Genomic DNA, 1,069 nt, shown 5'->3' with positions numbered 1-1,069 from the left:
TATTTACATGGTCATGCGAATATTATTACGGGTCTCGAGTCAGAGATGGAAGGGAAAGACATGGGCGACATATTTTCCGCTGAAGTGCCTGCAGCAAAAGCATACGGCACACGCCATGAAAACGCAGTACAAAGAGTCCTTATTAAACATTTAATGGGAGACAAGAAACAGTTAGCGCGATTAAAACCGGGGATGACGGTTGGCATCAATACTGAACAAGGTGCTCGCCAGGCCACGGTTGTTAAAGCAGGCAAGTTCAATGTCGATGTTGATACGAACCACCCTCTCGCAGGCAAAGATCTGACGTTTGATATTGAAATCATTTCTATTAGAGAAGCTACAAAAGAAGAAATATCACATGGTCACGCGCATGGTGTAGGCGGCCATCACCATTAACAAGCCCTAATGTTGCGACTCTGGAAGATCCTCTGCAAAAGCCTTAAGGTTTTGGGTCTCAAAGAAAATGTCTGCCCGTCTACTGTTCAGGCTGACATCAAATGAATGGAAACAGAACTATGAACATAAAAAAAATCGCTTTGCCTTTACTAACTGCGAGTCTTATTGGAATGAGTCCAGTTACACTAGCTGAAGACGGCGCTGCTAAGTTTGAAAGTAAAGAAGCAAAAGTCAGTTATGCCTTTGGTGTGATGTTTGGTCAGCGCATGCGCAACGAACTCAAAGATATCGATTTAGATCAGTTCGCAAATGGTCTGAAAAGTGCGTTTAACGATGAACCTCAATTGCTTACTGATGACGAGATAGCTCAAACCTTGAGTGAATATCAGCGTGAGATGCAAGAAAAGCAAATTGCTGAACTACAAAAACTTAGTGAAGCGAATAAAATTGTTGGCGAAGAGTTCTTGAGCGCAAACAAAGATAAAGAAGGCGTAGTGACGCTAGAAAGCGGTTTGCAGTACAAAGTTCTTACTGAAGGCAAAGGCCCTCAACCTGCAGCAACAGATACTGTAACAGTGCATTACACCGGCAGCCTTATTAGTGGCGAAGTATTTGATAGCTCTGTTAGTCGAGGTGAACCAGCAACATTCCCGTTAAATGGCGTGATCGCAGG

2 protein-coding genes are annotated in these 1,069 nt (G+C 43.5%); both read left to right on the top strand.

The features are described 5' to 3' along the window. On the top strand, window positions 1-396 hold a 396-nt coding region (locus A3738_RS24990), incomplete at its 5' end, for a peptidylprolyl isomerase (RefSeq protein ID WP_197474021.1). Between the two features lie 119 nt (window positions 397-515). Then, on the top strand, window positions 516-1,069 hold a 554-nt coding region (locus A3738_RS24985), incomplete at its 3' end, for an FKBP-type peptidyl-prolyl cis-trans isomerase N-terminal domain-containing protein (RefSeq protein ID WP_068763927.1).

It is taken from the genome of Oleiphilus sp. HI0066 (assembly GCF_001635725.1).
This window is presented reverse-complemented; position numbering and strand designations above follow the sequence as displayed.